Raw genomic sequence first — 15,674 nt, 5'->3', positions numbered from 1 at the left:
ACGATCGCCACCATGCCCTAGCAAACAGTGCTGCGCCAGCGATATTGGCATAGAATTACTTATGCCTTATTAAAGTAGATCTTAAACTGACCCTAGCGGAAAGTATATTTGGAATTGAACTATTATGCTGCAATATAGTCGCAGATAGCTATGATTCGACTTAAATGCAATCGAAAGCTGTGAGCTAGATTTAGAAAAAACGTGTATAGGAAGAACAATCCCGCTTCCGTTTTGGCGCTACCGGCAATAGCTTGGCCGCAGCGATCGAAGGGGGTTTCAAATGCTGACAATTTACGGTGTCTACCGGTCTCGCGCCACGCGCACCTTGTGGCTGGCGGGCGAGTTGGGGCTGAATTTCAAACTGGTGCCTGTCATTCAGGCCAGACGGGTGGAAGATCCACTGGCAGCCAACGCTCCGATGAACACGCTGACGCCATCCTTTCTGGCAATCAACCCCATGGGCACCATTCCCTGCATAGAGGATGACGGCATGGTTCTTTACGAATCCATGGCGATCAACCTCTATCTTGCCCGCAAGCACGGCACCGCCGTTGCACCCGCCGATCTGGCCGAAGACGCGCAAATGATGCAGTGGTCCTTCTTCGCCGCAACGGAAATCGAAACCAATGCGCTGAAGATTTCGTCCACCGTGTCGGAGGGGCTTGCCAATACAGATGCGGGCCAGGCCGTCATAGAAGTGGCCGCGCGCCTTCTGCGCCGTCCTTTCAAGGTTCTGGAACAGCATCTTTCCGAAAATGAATATCTCGTCGGAAACCGCTTCAGCGTTGCCGATATCAATGTTGCCGAGGTCGTGCGCTATGCGCAGGCGCACACGCCGTTGTTTGAGGCAAACCCGGCCGTCAAGTCCTGGCTGGACCGGTGCCAGAGCCGCGCCGCCTTCAAGGCGATGTGGAGCGCCCGCGACAGCGAAGCGGCGTGATCAGAGCGCCGAGGTAACCCGGATTTCGCCAATGGTGATGCCGTTCCAGTTCTTCATGGAACGGTTTGCCATGCCCATCATCCTGTTCTGCGCGGCGCTGTCCTTTTCCATGTAGCGCGCAAGCAGCGCTGCAATCATGGCTTCGGCGGCACGCGTGGTGCCGTCTTCGCATTTCACCGCCATGGCCAACCCCTGTTGCGGAAGCGCCGCGACGAAGACGCCTTCCGCCCCCGTCTTGGCAAAGATTCGGCCGGGATCGATTTCCATCAGCCTCGTGCAGGTGCGGCCAGTTCCAGCCACATAGAAGGGTTCTGCCATGCAGGCCTCCATCAAACGACGGGATGCCTGCGCACGGGCCGCTTCCAGCCCTTGCCCTGTCGCCATTCTGGCAAAGCCGTGCGCGAGGCTTTTCAGCGGAATGGCATAATTGGGAATGGAGCATCCATCGATGCCGCAATTGTCGTGGCCAATGGCTTCGCCCGTCAGGCTTTGCATGGTCGCACGAATTTCCTGCTGGAGAGGATGGTCATAGCCCACATATCCCTGCGGATCGGTACCGGTATGGCAGCAAGTGCAGACGAAACCGGAGTGCTTGCCCGAGCAGTTGTTATGCAGTGCCGTCGGCTTTTCCAGGGTCCGGGCCTGATGAATGATGGTTTTCTGATCCGAAGACCAGTGCGCGCCGCATTCCAGACTGTCGACATCGCGTCCCGCCTTGGCGAGCATGGCGGCGGCAAGTTCCACATGGGCGTCTTCGCCGGAATGCGAGGAACAGGCAAGGGCAAGCTCGCGATTGCCGAACCCATAGGCATCGGCAGCGCCGCTTTCGATCAGTGGCAGCGCCTGCATTGCCTTGCAGGCAGAACGCGGGAACACGGCCACATCCACATCCCCTGCCGACAGCAGCACTGAACCATCGCCATCCACAACCACCGCCATGCCCCGATGGCGGCTTTCGACAATATTGCCGCGGGTGACTTCGACGGTAACGGGGTTGTGCATGGTCTGGCCTCAAAAAATACGGATTTGGCTTCATTGTTTAGAGCAATTGTCTCCACGATGCACGAGATCGCCCAATTGAAATTCGCCAAACGTTTCGTCGTTGCCGTTTTCCTCATTTATCTTCTGCCCGCGCTGGCGTCAGCCGGTTTATGGGCGATGAAGGAACACCCGACAGGCTACCGTAATGCGCGCTGGTCCTCGGCGGGCATTCTGCCGGAAGCCAAAGCCGACAACCCCGCTGCCATTTATGTCTATTCGGCCATGACCGGCGGGCTCAAGGGCTCAATTGCAAGCCATGCCTGGATCGTCACGAAGCGGGAGGGTGCTGCGCGTTACGAACGATATGACAAGGTTGGCTGGGGCACGCCCATTCGCCGCAACGCCTATCCGCCGGACGCCTATTAGTATTCCAACATGCCAAGACGCGTGCTGGAACTGCATGGCGAGGAGGCAGCAAGGCTGATACCGAAAATCGAAAAAGCGATTGAAGACTATCCCTATGGGAAACCGGGTGGCTACCACATCTATCCCGGCCCGAACTCGAACACCTTCGTTGCTCATGTGCTGCGCAGCGTGCCGGAATTGGGCGTCGTCCTGCCGCCCGATGCTGTCGGTCGCGATTATCTTCCCAATGGCGCGTTTATCCATGTCGCCGATGACTGGAAGGACATCAGCCTTTCGCTTGGCGGCCTGCTGGGTGTTTCTGCAGGCGTGCGCAGCGGTTTTGAGCTGAATTTTCTAGGGCTTGTCGCGGGGTTCGACGTGGTCAATCCCGGGATAAAGATCCCCGGCCTTGGCTATTTCGGCACCGGGTATCAGCTGGGCGTGTGACGTTCCTCGCCGCTGCGATTGGCCCGCTTTGCCCGGATGCCCTGCGCGATGAAGACGCGCGACAGGCCGTGATAGAGCGGCTCTGCTGAAACCATGCGCGATGTGAGATAGCCAAGCATCGATGCGGCCATGATGGGGATCAGCGCCTCATGGTTTCCCGTCATCTCCAGAATGATGACGAAGGCCGTCATGGGCGCCTGAACCACGCCCGCGAAATAACCCGCCATGCCCAGTATGGCGCCAAGCCCTATGCTGGTTCCCAGAACCGACGCCACGGTGCTGCCGAAGCCCGCCCCGACAGACAGGGAAGGCGCAAATATGCCGCCTGGAATCCCTGACATCATCGACAGGAAAGTGGCCGCCAGCTTTTCGAGAAAGAAGAAGCTTGGGGCAGCATGACCCTCGATAGCGGAACGCGCCTGTTCGTAACCGGTGCCGAAGGTCGCGCCACCGGTGGCAACACCAATCATGGCTGAGGCCAGTCCGCAGAGAGCGGCGACGATCAGCATACGCTTGAGAGGCACGCTATGGCTCCAGCGGCGAATGCGCTGCGAAGCCTTGAGTGCGAAGGCGCTAAAAACGGCACCGAACAATCCGCCTCCGATCCCGCAGACCAGCACCAGCCCCCAGTCGGCTACGGTCTGGGCCGAGACGCTGCTCGTTCCGAAATAGGTATAGGTGCCGACAAGGCCAAGCGACGCCAGACCAGAGAGAATGACCGCCGTGAGCACGAGCCCGTTGGACCGCGCTTCATAGGTACGGCCCATTTCCTCGATGGCGAAGACAATGCCTGCGAGCGGCGTGTTGAAAGCGGCAGCGATGCCGGCGGCGGAGCCCGCCAGAATAAGTCCTCTGGCCTGCGCCATGCCGCCAAGCCTTGCTGCCTGCAGCATGATGGAGGCCCCCACCTGCACGGTCGGCCCCTCACGCCCGATCGATGCCCCGGACAGAAGCCCTGCAATCGTCAGGATAATCTTGCCGAAGGCCAGTTTCAGCGACAGCAGGCGGGAGCGATCCTCATCCTCGTGGAAATGTCGCGCCGCGATGGCCTGCGGAATGCCGCTGCCGCCGGAATTGGGGAAGACCTTGATGGACAGCCAGGCGCAGAGGGCAAAGCCAATCGGCGTGATGAGAAGCGGCAGCAGAAAGGCCCATGTACCCGACGATGTTACCGAGAAGAACAGATGCTGCGCCCAGTCCGCCATTTTCGCAAAGGCGACACTGATCACACCGACGGCAAGCGCACCGGTCCAGAAAATCGCACGCGGCTTCCAGACCTGCCAGTTACCCCACACCACACGGGTACGGCGCAACATCTTCATTTTTCTATATCTGGCGGGCATGGCAGCTTTTCTGTCGTCTGGGAGAGACCTTCCTTATCGAACCGCAGCGCCGCGATTGCAACCTTAACCCTGACAATTATCAAGAAGACTTGAGCGCCAGCGGCTTTTACCGATCACTGACTGCTGCGCGCGGGTTGCTCCATGGCTCCTGATTTGAGCGGGGCAAAGGCTGTTTGCCGAGAATATGGTCGGAGGCCTTTTCTCCGGTCATGATCGACGGGCCGTTGAGATTGCCATAGGTCACATGCGGAAAGATGGAACTGTCGGCAACGCGAAGGCCCTCCACGCCGATGACCCTGCATTCCGGATCGACCACCGCCATCGGGTCGTTGCGGTCGCCCATTTTGCAGGTGCCGCAGGGATGGTAGGCGCTTTCGAGATGCTCGCGCAGGAAGGCGTCGATATCCTCATCGGACTGGACACCCTCGCCCGGCTGGATTTCCGGTCCGCGATAGTCGTCGAATGCCTTCTGGCTGAAGATTTCCCGCGTCAGGCGCACGCAATGGCGGAACTTCTCCCAGTCTTGCCCATGGCTCATATAATTGAAGCGGATGACGGGATCGTCCTTGGGATCGCTGGAGGCAAGCGTGACATTGCCGCGCGATTTCGACAGGTTAAAGCCGACATGAACCTGAAAACCGTGGCTTTTGGCCGCTGCCTTACCATCATAGGAAATGGCGACCGGCAGGAAGTGGAACTGAATATCCGGCTGCTTCAATCCGGGCTCGGAGCGCAGGAAGGCACAGGCCTCGAACTGGTTGGAAGCGCCGAGCCCACCCTTCGTCACCAGCCATTGCGCGCCCGCCACGCCCTGCCAGAACCACGGCAGCCACGAATAGAGGGAGACCGGCTTGGTGGAAACCTGCTGGAAATAGAACTCCATATGGTCCTGGAGATTTTCGCCCACGCCGGGGCGATCCACCTTCACCTCGATGCCCATATCCTGCAAGTGCCTGGCGGGGCCGATGCCCGACAGCATCAACAGCTTGGGCGAATTGAAGGATGAGGCAGCGACGATCACCTCGCGGTTTGCGCCTATGGTCTCGATGGCACCCCGGCGCTCCACCTCAACGCCGGTTGCGCGACCGTTTTCAATGACGATCTTGCGGGCAAAGCCCTTGACCAGTGTGACATTGCCGCGTTTCAGCGCCGGTCTGAGATAGGCGTTGGCGGCGGACCAGCGGCGACCATTGTGAATGGTCTGCTCCATCAGGCCGAAGCCCTCCTGCTTGGAGCCATTATAATCGTCCGTCAGTTCGAAACCCGCCTGTGCGCCTGCCTGCACGAAGGCATGGAACAGCGGGTTCTTCACCGGCCCGCGCTGCACATGCAAGGGCCCGTCCGTGCCGCGCCAACCCTCTTCGCCGCCATGGCTGGTTTCCATTCGCTTGAAATAGGGCAGCACATCCGCATAGGACCAGCCGTGCGCGCCAAGTTCCTCCCAGCGGTTGAAGTCTTCGGCATGGCCGCGGACATAGACGAGACCATTGATGGATGATGACCCACCAATGACCTTGCCGCGCGGAGCGGTGATGCGGCGATTGTTGAGGTTCGGCTCCGGCTCGGAGTAATAGCCCCAATTGTAACGCTTCATGCTCATTGGCCAGGCAAGCGCGGCGGGCATCTGGATGAAGGGACCGAAATCCGTCCCGCCTGCCTCGATGACGATGACCGAGTAACGCCCGTCTTCCGACAGACGATAGGCCATGGCGGACCCTGCGGAACCCGACCCGACGATGACGAAATCTGCTTGCTGCATTGCGGTTGCTCTCTAAAAAATCAGCGTGGGCTCGGGTGGGGGTACGCTCCGACTGGCGGGTCAGTAAGGCGCTTCGACCTTGCCCGTCGCTACATAGACCGTCTTCAACTCACTATAGTGACTGAGGGCAGCCGCAGAGTTCTCCCGCCCGAAGCCTGACTGTTTGGAGCCGCCGAACGGCATTTCGACCGGGCAAAGATTGTAGGTGTTGATCCACAGCGTGCCCGCCTCCAGCTGGTCAACCACGCGGTGGGCACGGGAAATATCAGCGGTGAAAACGCCGCCCGCGAGACCGAACTCGGTGTTATTGGCACGGGCGATCACCTCTTCCTCGTCATCGAAATCCAGAACGCACATGACCGGTCCGAAGATTTCCTCGCGCGCAATGGTCATGCCATCCGTCACGTCCGCGAAGACAGTCGGCTGGACATAGGCGCCTTCGCCCGCAACATGGTTGGGAATGCCGCCGCCGGTAATCAGCGTTGCGCCTTCGGCCTTGCCCTTTTCGATATAGGCGAGCACCTTTTCCTGCTGTGCTTTGGAAACCAGCGGGCCGATCTGGGTTGCCTCATCCATGGGGTCGCCGATGACCATGGCATCCGTGCGGCTTTTCAGAGTGTCGAGAAACCGTTGTTTTGCGCCGCGCTGGACAAAGACGCGCGTGCCGTTAGAGCAGACCTGACCGGAGGAATAGAAGTTGCCGAGCATCGCACCGCCAACCGCACTGTCGATATCGGCATCATCGAACACGATGAGTGGCGATTTGCCGCCCAGTTCCATCGTGACATGCTTTAGGTGGCCGGCAGCGGCAGCAGCCACCTTCCGGCCTGTCGGCACCGAGCCTGTCAGAGAGACCTTGGCCACGTCAGGATGGTTGACGAGCAGCGGGCCTGTCTCGCGGTCCCCTTGGATGACGTTGAACAGGCCCTTGGGCAGACCGGCCTCGACCAGAATTTCGGCAATCTTCAGCGCGCCGAGCGGGGTATTTTCCGATGGCTTGAAGACCATGGCATTGCCTGCGACCAGGGCCGGGGCCGCCTTCCAGCAGGCGATCTGCTGCGGATAGTTCCACGCGCCGATGCCCACGCAGACGCCGAGCGGAACGCGCTTCGTATAGGCAAAATCGCCGCCAAGCGGGATATAGTCGCCGTTGAGGGCCGATGGCGCGATGCCGCCGAAGAACTCGAATGCATCCGCGCCCGAGGTGGAATCGGCAACGATTGTTTCCTGAATTGGCTTGCCGGTATCGAGCGTTTCCAGCTCTGACAGTTCGCGGTTGCGCTCGCGGATGATATCGGCGGCACGGCGCAGGATGCGGCCGCGTGCGGTGGGGCTCATGGCCGCCCATTCCTTCTGCGCCCGCTTGGCGGATGCTACCGCGCGCTCCACGATGGCCGGGGTGGCCGCGTGCAGCCGCGCCACGACCTCGCCCGTCGCAGGGTAGATGCTCTCGAAGATCGCGCCATCTGCGTCCTCGACATAGGCACCGTCGATGAAGTGCGAGGCTTTCGGTTGGGCTTTCAGTGTCATGTCGTGGTCCTCAAAGAATGCGAATGGACGGTTTGCCGTCTGTTGCGGGCGCGTCCGAAAAGGGTTTGAGCTGCGTATCGAAATAATTTTCGACCAGCGCCGGGGCTGCGGCCAGTCCGAGCGGAGCGGCGCGAAGGCTGTGGCGAATGTAGAGCCCATCGATCAATGCCGCTGCCCCCTCGGCAATCCTTGCCGCATCATCGGGTGGGCAGAGGCGGTTGAGACTATCCATGATGTTGGAGCGCAGACGCCGCGTATAGGTGATCAGCAGTCGACGCATCTCGTCGGAACGCTGCGCTTCGACATAAAAGGCCAGCCACGCTGCCACGGTCTCGCTGGTGAACTGGTCGCTCTGGAACGACACACGGACGATGGCGCTCAGCCGCGCGCGAGGACCGGAGGCCTGCGCGAGCGCCGCAATCGCATCTCGGCGCAGGGCGCGCAGCAGACTGCGGATGGTTTCGAGAAGCAGCTTCTGCTTGCTGCCGAAATAATGATGCGCAAGCGCCGCCGAGACCCCTGCTTCGCGGGCGATATCCGACATGGTGACGTTGAGGGACCCGTTTTGACCGATGGTCCGCAAGGCGGCATCCATCAGGGCCTTTTTGCGCAAGGGCTCCATTCCGAGTTTTGGCATTGGCCTTCTCCTTTGGTGGTCAATTTATTATTGATTGACTGATCAATCAATAATAAATGCGACACAGAAAAGTGTGCTTTGCGCCATGTCAAAGCAGTCTGAACACGTTGTTCTATGGTGCGATTGTGATAGGCTCTGACCAACTGGCAGATGGAAGGTCGCATCGCATGACCGATCGCATTCGCTTGACAATACACACCCACGGCCTGTCGCAGACCTGTGCTGGCGAAGACATTCGCTTGGACGGCCCTGTCGCTGGTCCACTTTTCACATCGATTTCAAGACTTTGCAGGAACCGAACAGGGGGATGAACGTTCCTCCCGGCGCATCTGTGAAATATGCGCCATCCAGACAGTAAAGTCCGCTGCAAAAGGCCGGCGACGGACGAGAAAAAAGGCCAAAACGATGCTGCCCGGCACCTGTGCCGAACGGCTCGTCAAAAAGGGAGAGAGATGATGCCAATGGTAACCGTATCCATTTCGCCGGAACAGGCGGCAAAAATGCGCGAAGCCGTGATGGCTGGCGACTATGCCTCAGGCAGCGAAGTCGTTCGCGCGGCATTGCGGCTTTGGGTAGACACCGTCGCCGCCGGCAGCAACCGCCACCGCAACGAGCGGACAACACCTCTTCCCCATGATGAACAGCTGAATGTCGCAGAGCTTTACGCGGCACATGCGCAGAAACGGCGCCAAGCTTAGCATCTTGATGTTTCTCAATGATGTCTGTTTTAGTGCGTCGCAGAGACGTCATGAAAAATTCAAAAAAGCTTCATCAACGAGAAAGTATTTGTTGAGAAGTTTCGACCACCTTCTCCATAAAAAGCGTCCATAAAATCCCCAAAAAGGACGCGACCGTGGAGAAAATTCATGCAGTCGACGGCGATCGACCCCGATATTATCAGGCGATTTGCCAGTGGGCAGATCGCTTCCATGGCGAAGCTCGTCCTGGAAACAGCCTTCCAACCCATCGTCGAAGCATCCACGGGCACCGTCTTTGGCTATGAGTCGCTGATGCGCGGCTTCGACCGCATTGGTTTTTCCAGCCCTCTGGACCTGCTTGACCACATCGAAACGGACGGACAGCTGGTGGCTGTCGAGCAGATGCTTGCCGGGCGCGCGCTCGCGAAATTCTCGACGCTGCCGGAATTCTCATCTGCAACCCTGTTTCTCAATCTCGACGTCCGTCTCATTCCCCACGGCAATGCCATTCTGGACACGCTTCTGGAGCATTTGGGCAAGGCGTCCATTCCGCCCTCCTCCATCTGTTTCGAGCTTTCCGAGCGGTTTGATAATACCAGCGTTCCGGAGTTCAGTGCACTGATTGCACGGATGCGCAAGGAAGGCTTCAAGCTGGCCATCGATGATTTCGGGGTTGGTCATGGCGAGATGAAGCTGCTTTGCGATTTCCCCGTCGACTACCTCAAGATCGACCGCTACTTCATCGATGGGGTCGACCGCAATCCCAGAAAGCGTCACCTCGTCAAGAACATCGTCAACATCGCCCATGTCCTCGGCGTCCGGGTCATTGCCGAAGGCATCGAGACAGAGCAGGAATTTCTGGCCTGCCGCGAACATGGCGTCGATCTGGTACAGGGCTGGTTCATCTCCCGCCCTACCACTTTCGTCAGCGAGTTGCAGAGCGCTTTTCCGCATCTGCAGCATCTGGGTGAAACCCGCCGCAGCAGCCAGAAACTGGACGAAATCCTCATTCGACGGCAAATCGAGCGGCTGCCGACGGTTTTTGAGAACGACACGATCGACAGCGTCTTCGAACTGTTTCGCCGCAATCCTGCCCAGGCCTTTTTCCCGGTTCTCAATGCCAATGGCGAACCGCGCGGCGTCATCAACGAACATCATCTCAAGGAATATATCTACCAGCCCTTCGGTCGCGACCTGCTCAAGAACAAGGTCTATGAGCGCACGATCTCGCACTTCGTGGATGGCGCGCCGATTGTGGGGCTGGATGCGGATGCAGAGCAGTTGATGAGCGTCTTTGCCAACACGGCCGGCAGCGCCTGCGTCATTCTGACGGAGAACATGCGCTATATCGGCGTCGTTTCGGCAGCATCCCTCATCAAGGTCATGAACGAGAAGCAGCTAAAGCTGGCGCAGGAACAGAACCCGCTGACGGCGCTTCCCGGCAACCGCGCCATCAGCAGCTTCATCGAGGACAGTTGCCGCGACAGCGACGACAACCGTTTCTTCTGCTATTGCGATTTCGATAACTTCAAACCCTTCAACGACAAATACGGCTTCCACATTGGCGACCACGCCATCACGCTGTTTTCTGCGCTGATGAAGCGTTATTTCTTCTCGGGCGACTGCTTCCTCGGCCATATCGGCGGCGACGATTTCTTCATCGGCGTGCGTGACTGGAACAAGGAAGAGGTAACCGAAATCCTGGAACGGTTGCTGAGCGATTTCCACGACGATGTGGTGCAGCTCTATTCCGACGAAGACCGTGCCGCAGGCCAGATCACCGGCTATGACCGTTTCGGCAATGAGCGGGAGTTTGCCCTGTTACGCTGCTCGATCGGCGTTCTGGAGCTTTCCAAGGGGCTTATTCTCGGCAATCCCGAGCGAATCGGCAGCGAGATCGCGACCGTCAAGAAGGCGGCCAAGGAAAGCGAAAACGGGTTCATCATCCGCACTTTCGGCGACCGGTCCTGATGCGGTGCCTGCGTCGTCTCGCTCGCCCGATTGCCAGCGCGCGGCTTTAAGACGCGGCGCCATGGCGCAAACGCACGCTTCCATCCCGGTCGCTTCTCGCATAGGTTTCCACCATTGAAAGCAATGGAGGCCTCCATGACACTGCCCACGACGATGCGATTTGTTGACCTGCCAAGTTTTGGCGAACCCGACGTGATGGTGTTTGCGACTGGTCCACTCCCGACGCCACGCGCGGGCGAAATTCTGGTGAAGGTGCAAGCCGCTGGCATCAACCGGCCTGATGTTGCCCAAAGGCAGGGTGCCTATCCGCCGCCGAAAGACGCAAGCCCTGTTCTGGGACTGGAGATTGCCGGAGAGGTTGTGGCCCTTGGCGATGGCGTCAGTGAATTTGCGGTCGGCGATCACGTCTGTGCACTGGCCAATGGCGGCGGCTATGCGGAATATTGCGTCGTGCCTGCGGGCCAGGCCCTTCCCTTCCCCAAGGGCTACGATGCCGTCAAGGCTGCAGCCGTGCCGGAGACATTCTTCACGGTCTGGGCAAATCTCTTTCAGATGGCCGGGTTGACCGAAGGCGAAAGCGTGCTGATCCATGGCGGAACCAGCGGCATCGGCACGACGGCCATCCAGCTGGCGACAGCCTTTGGTGCCGAGGTTTACGCCACTGCGGGTTCTGCGGAAAAATGCCAGGCCTGCGAAAAGCTGGGCGTCAAGCGGGCGATCAACTACCGGGAAGAGGATTTCCTTGAGGTCATCAAGGCTGAAACGGATGGCAAAGGCGTGGACGTCATCCTCGACATGATCGGCGCCTCCTACTTTGCAAAGAACCTCTCTGCGCTCGCCAAGGATGGCTGTCTGTCGATGATCGCGTTTCTGGGCGGCAACGTAGCGGAGAATGTCGATCTGCGGCCAATCATGGTCAAGCGGCTGACTGTGACCGGCTCTACCATGCGCCCACGCACAGCAGACGAGAAGAGAGCGATCCGCGACGAGCTGGTGGCGGAAGTCTGGCCGCTTCTGGAAGCCGGAAAGATTGCACCCGTCATCCACGATGTGATTGCCTTCGATGACGTAGCCGAGGGCCACAGGCTGATGGAAAGCAGCAGCCATATCGGCAAGATCGTCATGCGTGTGGCTTGACGCAAAATCGGTGCTGTTGTTACAATTGACAACAGCACCCTGTTGTTATAGAAAACAACATGGCCGCGACACTCCTCGAAAAATCCAGAAAGGTCATTGATGAAACGACCTTTTTTGAGGTGGTGCTATGGCATCTGCCCGAGCCTGTCCCTGGCAGCGCTCATCCATTCAAGTACCGTCTGGCGCTCGTTGTGAATGGTGAGTGCGTTCTTCGATATGACAATGAGCGCGGCAAGGGAGACCACCGCCATCTCGGTGATCAAGAAGAAAACATAACATTCACCACCCTTGGGGCGCTGTTCGAAGCCTTTCAGACCGACATGGAGAGGATCTTGAAATGACGAGTTTGACGATACGTTTAAGCACGATGGATGATATGAAGGCGCGGTTTGTGGCGGCAGGAAATTCTGCCCTTTCCGGTAAAGCGACGGAAGCGACGCCATCCATCGAGTTTTCCAGCTACGACGATCTGCATCGTATTCTCGCACCCTTGCGGCTCAATATTGTTAGAAGCCTCGTTGGGCAAGGTCCGCTTGCCATTCGCGAAGTGGCGCGACGTGTGGGTCGTGACGTGCAGGCGGTGCATAGAGATGTCACGACGCTGGTCAATGCCGGCATCATTGACAGGCATGAAAGTGGCGTCACCTTTCCCTATGACAATATCCACTTCGAGTTCGACATGCAGGCCGGAAAGGCGGCGTAATTCTGACACCCCTTGCAATCTCGGCGAATCGTATTACCTTCTTCTTATGTTCAACGTAGTGAAAGGAAGGTGATCCAATGTCTAATGAGATTTCGGTCTTCGTAGCAGGCAATGGAAAGGATTTGATTTTGACGAGGCAGCCCTCGGCCTGATCCGCCTTCCCTTGAAAACGTTGATTGCGTTTTCGGTCTGAAACAACGACCAAACTCATGGAAGGGCCGCCAAAAGCGGCCCTTTTCCTATTTCCGCTTGTTATGGGCGAAATATTTTCCAGCGCGTGGGTCGGAAGCGCAGTTCGTTTCCGACGGATACGGACGCATCGAGTGGCACCTCGATTTCCAGATGGTAGGGCTCGTGCCCGTCATTGGCGATATCGATCTCGGCAATCCTCGTTCCGGCAAGGCGGCGACAGGTGGTAACCTTGCCGTAGAGCGCATCGCGGTCGCTGGTCAGCACCACATCCTCCGGGCGGAAGAACAGGTCGCCCTGGCCATCATTGGCCTCCCTGATGCCGATGCTCTCGCCCTGAAACAGCACGTGACCATCACGGATCGTTACAGGCAGGTTTGACGACTCACCGATGAAGGAAAAGACGAAGGGCGAGTTGGGCGTGTCATAGACATCATCGGCCGTGCCGACCTGCTCGATCTTGCCCTGGCTCATGACCACCACGCGGTCGGCCAGCTCCAGTGCTTCCTCCTGATCATGCGTAACGAAGACGGTGGTATGGCCGGTGCGGTCATGAAACTCGCGCAGCCAGCGGCGCAGTTCCTTGCGCACCTTGGCATCCAGCGCACCGAATGGCTCATCCAGCAGCAGCACCCGGGGCTCAATGGCAACCGCACGCGCAAGCGCAACGCGCTGACGCTGGCCGCCCGACAACTGGTTGGGGTAACGTTTTTCCAGACCCTGCAGATGCACCATATCGAGAAGCTCGGAGACGCGCTTGCGGATTTCCGCCTTGGGCGGGCGGGTTGCTGATGGGCGCACTTTCAGACCGAAGCCGATATTTTCAGCCACCGTCATATGGCGAAAAAGCGCGTAATGCTGGAACACGAAGCCGACATTGCGCTCCTGCACGGAACGATGAGATGCGTCTTCATCGCCAAAAAAGATCTGCCCCTGCGTGGGCTGTTCAAGACCGGCGATGAGGCGCAGCAGCGTGGTCTTGCCGGAGCCGGATGGGCCCAGCAGCGCAATCAACTCGCCGGAACGGATGTTGAGCGACACGTCGTTCAAGGCGGGAAAACGGTCGAACTGCTTTGTAATGCCGGAAACTTTGACTTCCATAAAAATGCCCTTCAATGCTTGCCGGCAGCGTTGCCCGCGCCAAAGCGTATTTCAAGAATTGTTTTCAAGACGAGGGTAACGAGCGCCAACCCGGCAAGCAGGGTCGCCACCGCAAAGGCCGCACCGATATTATACTCATTATAGAGTATCTCGACATGCAGCGGCATGGTGTTGGTTTCGCCCCTGATATGGCCTGACACGACGGAAACTGCACCGAATTCCCCCATGGCGCGGGCGTTGCACAGCAACACACCGTAGAGCAAACCCCATTTGATATTGGGCAGCGTGACGAACCAGAAGGTTTGCCAGCCGGATGCACCGAGCGAAATGGCGGCTTCCTCATCGCCCGTTCCCTGATCCTGCATGAGCGGAATGAGTTCACGCGCAACGAAGGGGAAGGTCACGAAGATGGTGGCAAGCACAATGCCGGGAACGGCAAAGAGGATTTCGATGCCGTAACTTTTCAGCCAGGGGCCGAGCACGCTGTGGGAGGAAAACAGGATGACATAGACCAGTCCGGAAATGACGGGTGAGATGGAGAAAGGCAGGTCGATCAGGGTGATCAGAAATGCCTTGCCCTTGAATTCGAACTTCGCAATGCACCAGGCAGCGGCAACACCGAAGACGAGGTTGAGCGGCACGGCGATGGCCGCGACAAGAAGTGTGAGGCGGATGGCCGATAGCGCATCCTGCTCGACAATGGCTTCCCAAAACGACTCGAAGCCCTTGCGGAAGGCCTCCACGAAAACCGCCACCAACGGCAGGACGAGGAACAGCGCAAGAAACAGGAAGGCGATACCGACCAGCACCAGCTTTGCAGGCAGCGTTTCGCTGGCGGGATCCCGGAACGGGCGGGAGGGAACGGTGGGCGCGTTATCAGGCATAACCGTACCTCTTGCGGCTCCAGGCCTGAATGAGATTGATGACGAACAGCATGGCGAAGGAAATGATCAGCATGATCGTGGCGATGCCGGTTGCGGCTGCATAATTGAATTCCTCCAACCGGATGACGATCAGCAGCGGGGCGATTTCCGAGACATAGGGAATATTGCCGGCAATGAAGATGACCGAACCATATTCCCCGACGCCGCGGGCGAAGGCCAGCGCAAAGCCGGTGAGGATGGCTGGAACCAGCCCCGGCAGAAGAATGCGGGTGATGGTCTGGAAACGGTTGGCGCCCAGCGTTGCAGCCACCTCTTCCACCTGACGGTCGATCTCTTCCATGACAGGCTGCACGGTGCGAACCACAAAGGGCAGTCCGATGAAGATCAGCGCAATGACAATGCCGGAAGGGGTAAAGGCAATCTTGATGCCAAAGGGTTCGAACAGTTGCCCGACCCAACCGCGATTGGAGTAAAGCGCGGTGAGCGCAATGCCGGCAACGGCGGTTGGAAGCGCAAAGGGCAGATCGACAATGGCATCCACGAAGCGGCGCCCGGGAAAGCGATAACGCACCAGCACCCAGGCAATCAGCACACCGAAGACGGCGTTGACGAAGGCTGCGACGAAGGCCGTGCTGAAGCTGATGCGCAGCGCGTTCAAGGTGCGGCTATCGGTTGCGATGGCAAGAAAGTCCGAAAAGCCAAGCTTGGCGGTGGACCAGACCAGACCGGCCAGGGGGATGAGAATAATGAGAAAAAGATAGGTGATGGTATAGCCGAGCGTGAGGCCGAAACCCGGCAACACGCTCGATTGACGCCACTTCCATTTCGCTGGCGATGGGGTACTGCTCATCAAGGCTCCGGTAAAATGGGGGCCATCGTCAGCCGCCCTCTGATGCGTCTTCGACCGGCTTGCGGCCGGTCGATCTTGTATCCGGTCCGAACAAAGCCC

The 15,674-nt window shown here is 58.5% G+C and carries 14 protein-coding genes and 1 pseudogene; 7 read left to right on the top strand and 8 right to left on the bottom strand.

Translation table 11 applies throughout. The annotated features are described in order from the left end of the window. Positions 1 to 280 precede the first annotated feature (280 nt). Positions 281 to 940 carry a glutathione S-transferase family protein gene (locus tag QRN85_RS09030; RefSeq protein WP_113219050.1) on the top strand — a complete coding sequence of 220 codons (660 nt, stop codon included), beginning with the start codon at positions 281 to 283 and terminating at the stop codon, positions 938 to 940. On the opposite strand, the gene QRN85_RS09025 is transcribed toward QRN85_RS09030, so the two are convergent. After that, complete coding sequence (locus tag QRN85_RS09025; protein WP_284757556.1) at positions 941 to 1,942, bottom strand: asparaginase; 1,002 nt, start codon at positions 1,940 to 1,942, stop codon at positions 941 to 943. A 75-nt stretch (positions 1,943 to 2,017) separates the two neighbouring features. Between QRN85_RS09025 and QRN85_RS09020 the strand changes: the two are divergent. Further along, a pseudogene (locus QRN85_RS09020) lies at positions 2,018 to 2,773 on the top strand (DUF3750 domain-containing protein). On the opposite strand, the gene QRN85_RS09015 reads toward QRN85_RS09020, so the two are convergent. The 4 genes from QRN85_RS09015 to betI form a co-directional block, all read right to left on the bottom strand. Next, a complete protein-coding gene (locus tag QRN85_RS09015) occupies positions 2,758 to 4,116 on the bottom strand; it encodes a chloride channel protein (RefSeq protein WP_062586755.1) in 1,359 nt (452 codons plus the stop codon). The pseudogene QRN85_RS09020 and the gene QRN85_RS09015 sit on opposite strands and share 16 nt — an antisense overlap. A gap of 106 nt (positions 4,117 to 4,222) precedes the next feature. Further along, on the bottom strand, positions 4,223 to 5,875 hold the full coding sequence (gene betA, locus QRN85_RS09010; RefSeq protein WP_284757555.1) for a choline dehydrogenase: 1,653 nt from the start codon (positions 5,873 to 5,875) through the stop codon (positions 4,223 to 4,225). 60 nt (positions 5,876 to 5,935) lie between these two features. Then, positions 5,936 to 7,399, bottom strand: coding sequence for a betaine-aldehyde dehydrogenase (betB, locus tag QRN85_RS09005; protein ID WP_284758815.1), 1,464 nt, complete (start codon positions 7,397 to 7,399; stop codon positions 5,936 to 5,938). Between the two features lie 16 nt (positions 7,400 to 7,415). Further along, positions 7,416 to 8,042, bottom strand: coding sequence for a transcriptional regulator BetI (betI, locus tag QRN85_RS09000; protein WP_284757554.1), 627 nt, complete (start codon positions 8,040 to 8,042; stop codon positions 7,416 to 7,418). A 455-nt stretch (positions 8,043 to 8,497) separates the two neighbouring features. Here betI and QRN85_RS08995 point away from each other — a divergent pair, with 455 nt between their 5' ends. The 5 genes from QRN85_RS08995 to QRN85_RS08975 all read left to right on the top strand — a co-directional run bounded on the left by QRN85_RS08995 (position 8,498) and on the right by QRN85_RS08975 (position 12,551). Further along, positions 8,498 to 8,740, top strand: a complete 243-nt coding sequence (locus QRN85_RS08995; RefSeq protein ID WP_113094459.1) for a ribbon-helix-helix domain-containing protein — start codon at positions 8,498 to 8,500, stop codon at positions 8,738 to 8,740. A 168-nt stretch (positions 8,741 to 8,908) separates the two neighbouring features. After that, positions 8,909 to 10,711, top strand: a complete 1,803-nt coding sequence (locus QRN85_RS08990) for a bifunctional diguanylate cyclase/phosphodiesterase (protein ID WP_112963938.1) — start codon at positions 8,909 to 8,911, stop codon at positions 10,709 to 10,711. Between the two features lie 123 nt (positions 10,712 to 10,834). Then, positions 10,835 to 11,848, top strand: coding sequence for an NAD(P)H-quinone oxidoreductase (locus QRN85_RS08985; RefSeq protein ID WP_162723511.1), 1,014 nt, complete (start codon positions 10,835 to 10,837; stop codon positions 11,846 to 11,848). Positions 11,849 to 11,907: 59 nt separating this feature from the next. After that, entirely contained in the window at positions 11,908 to 12,189 is a 282-nt protein-coding gene (locus tag QRN85_RS08980; protein ID WP_113219055.1) for a toxin-antitoxin system TumE family protein, read from the top strand. Then, positions 12,186 to 12,551, top strand: a complete 366-nt coding sequence (locus tag QRN85_RS08975; protein WP_112963940.1) for an HVO_A0114 family putative DNA-binding protein — start codon at positions 12,186 to 12,188, stop codon at positions 12,549 to 12,551. Before QRN85_RS08980 ends, QRN85_RS08975 begins: the two co-directional genes overlap by 4 nt. Before the next feature lie 252 nt (positions 12,552 to 12,803). On the opposite strand, the gene QRN85_RS08970 is transcribed toward QRN85_RS08975, so the two are convergent. Genes QRN85_RS08970 through cysT form a run of 3 tightly spaced genes read right to left on the bottom strand, consistent with a single transcriptional unit; the run spans position 12,804 to position 15,575 of the window. After that, complete coding sequence (locus QRN85_RS08970; RefSeq protein WP_284757550.1) at positions 12,804 to 13,841, bottom strand: sulfate/molybdate ABC transporter ATP-binding protein; 1,038 nt, start codon at positions 13,839 to 13,841, stop codon at positions 12,804 to 12,806. A gap of 11 nt (positions 13,842 to 13,852) precedes the next feature. Next, complete coding sequence (gene cysW / locus QRN85_RS08965; protein WP_113094428.1) at positions 13,853 to 14,725, bottom strand: sulfate ABC transporter permease subunit CysW; 873 nt, start codon at positions 14,723 to 14,725, stop codon at positions 13,853 to 13,855. Next, positions 14,718 to 15,575 (bottom strand): sulfate ABC transporter permease subunit CysT, encoded by an 858-nt coding sequence (gene cysT / locus QRN85_RS08960; protein WP_062586746.1) that lies wholly within the window; start codon positions 15,573 to 15,575, stop codon positions 14,718 to 14,720. The genes cysW and cysT overlap by 8 nt, the downstream gene beginning before the upstream one ends. Between the last annotated feature and the right edge of the window lie 99 nt (positions 15,576 to 15,674).

This window comes from Agrobacterium sp. fls2-241-TYG-188a (assembly GCF_030209845.1).
This window is presented reverse-complemented; position numbering and strand designations above follow the sequence as displayed.